This is a genomic window from Neobacillus drentensis (genome assembly GCF_036965645.1).
In the GTDB taxonomy this organism is placed as follows: domain Bacteria; phylum Bacillota; class Bacilli; order Bacillales; family Cytobacillaceae; genus Neobacillus; species Neobacillus drentensis_D.
Window position 1 is genome coordinate 1 of the sequence record NZ_JBALPZ010000292.1, and the last position, 1,272, is coordinate 1,272.

At 29.5% G+C, this 1,272-nt stretch carries 2 protein-coding genes; one reads left to right on the plus strand and one right to left on the minus strand.

From position 1 onward, the window contains the following. Positions 1-112: 112 nt before the first annotated feature. Positions 113-529, minus strand: a complete 417-nt coding sequence (locus tag V7266_RS30505; RefSeq protein ID WP_335473021.1) for a phBC6A51 family helix-turn-helix protein — start codon at positions 527-529, stop codon at positions 113-115. Between the two features lie 120 nt (positions 530-649). On the opposite strand from V7266_RS30505, the gene V7266_RS30510 reads away from it, so the two are divergent. Continuing rightward, positions 650-1,272, plus strand: a 623-nt coding sequence (locus V7266_RS30510) for a hypothetical protein (RefSeq protein ID WP_335473022.1), incomplete at its 3' end; no start/stop codon positions are given.

Genomic DNA, 1,272 nt, shown 5'->3' on the forward strand with positions numbered 1-1,272 from the left:
GTGTTTAAATCATTACGAAATAAACTTGATTACGTATAATCATTATTTTACGTAATTATATATGAATAAATATAATCACATATACAATTAGTACATACGCTTTACTGATTTATTATTCACCGTCTCTGTCCTGTTCGAACTCTTGGAACTCAGCTTCCAGTACATCCTCCGTTACCTTATTAGGATCACCCATATCAGCCTTTATCTCATGCTTAGATACTGGTTTACCTAACCCTCTATCTATGATGTACTGTAATACTTGAGCTTTAACACGGGCATTATCTGTAGTATCAGCTAATGTAAATAAGGATTCAACAGCATTTTCTAATTTGCTATCAATAACTTTTTCAACCAAAACTTTTCGCTGCTGTAATCGCCTGTCCAGTTCTGCCTTAAATTCAGGATTATCTAACCAATCATAAATAGTTTGTCGTACAATTCCACAACGCTTTGCTATCTCTGTCTTTGGTAACTCTCCCTCGGCTAATAATTGAATACAAAGATTCTTTCTATCATCTAATAAATCCATATTTCCACCTCCTTACTTCTTACATTTAGTTGACACTTTTAATGATAAATCAATACATTTTAATTCCATTCACTAATAAAACGATTTACAATAAGCTTACCAACAAAAGGGGGATATAATTTGAATTTATTTAATAAACCTATTCTTGGATACGCTGAAATTCTTTTCGATTATAAAATGGATACACTTGAAGAACTAATTAAAAATACCGAAAATTCTTTGGTAAAAAATCTTCAAGACTTAGAAAATTATATTGAAGAAAAAGCAAACGAATTTGATGAAGATCAAAAACAAGAATACTACGATTTCATGTCCGATGATTTTTGGAAACACAAAGATGATTACCCTCAAATAGTTAGAAAATCTTTTTTTCTTCAAGCTTATTTTTCTTTTGAACATTTCTTAAATGAGATTTGTAACCATTTTAAGCAAAAATTAGAATTAACTTTGGATCTGAAGGATATCAATGGACAAGGTTTAGAAAGATCAAAAATATACATTTCAAAAGTCATAGGAGTATCATCACCGTTTCAATCTAAATATTGGACAAAAATACAATTATATAATCAGATTAGAAACGTATTTGTTCACAATGCTGGTGAATATGATGACAGTAACAAAAAACATAGAGCTACAAAACAACAACTAAAAAATGTAGATGTAAAAAACTATGAGTTTATGTTAAACGAAGAGTTTTGTATAGAAGTAATAAATACATTTCGTGAATTCACAAAGCTTATTCG